The organism is Dietzia massiliensis, assembly GCF_018390595.1.
GTDB classification, from domain to species: Bacteria; Actinomycetota; Actinomycetes; order Mycobacteriales; family Mycobacteriaceae; genus Dietzia; species Dietzia massiliensis.
Map to the genome: position 1 here is coordinate 1 of NZ_JAHBAV010000154.1, position 510 is coordinate 510.

Annotated in this window: 2 protein-coding genes; both read right to left on the reverse strand. The window is 76.1% G+C overall.

Annotated elements, in window-relative coordinates; translation table 11 throughout:
• Positions 1–224 (reverse strand): LysE family transporter (locus KHA85_RS18595; RefSeq protein WP_213186644.1); only part of this gene is annotated, 224 nt, incomplete at its 3' end.
• Positions 221–510 (reverse strand): methylated-DNA--[protein]-cysteine S-methyltransferase (locus KHA85_RS16610; RefSeq protein WP_213186645.1); only part of this gene is annotated, 290 nt, incomplete at its 5' end. The genes KHA85_RS16610 and KHA85_RS18595, both read right to left, overlap by 4 nt.

Sequence of the window (510 nt, forward strand, 5' to 3'; positions counted from 1 at the left end):
TGGAGAACCGTCATGACCTGCGGGTACACGCGCACGAGCGTGGCGACGCCGGCGAACGCGGCCCCGAGCCACACCGTGAGGCCGGCGACGATCCCCAGCGCGGTGGCCACGCCGTGCCGCCGCCCGGCGAGGGCGCGTTGGAGGACGACGACGACGTCGGGTCCCGGCGAGACGACCGCGACCGCCCACACACCGAAGAGGCCGAGGAGCTGCGCCGCGGTCACGCCGCCGATTCCATCGCGAGGAGCCGCTGCTTGGCCGCGAGCCCGCCGCGGTACCCGCCGAGCCCACCGTCGGATCGGAGGATCCGGTGACACGGCCACACCAGCGGGAGCGGGTTCGTGGCGCAGGCCGTGCCCACCGCGCGGACCGCGCCGGGCCGGTCGAGGGCGGCGGCGATCTCCCGGTACGTCGCGGTGCGGCCGTAGCCGACCCGGGCCAGGTGCTGCTGGACCTCGCCGCGGAAACCTGTGGCGAGGCGGGTGTCGAGGGGCAGGTCGAAGTCGCGGC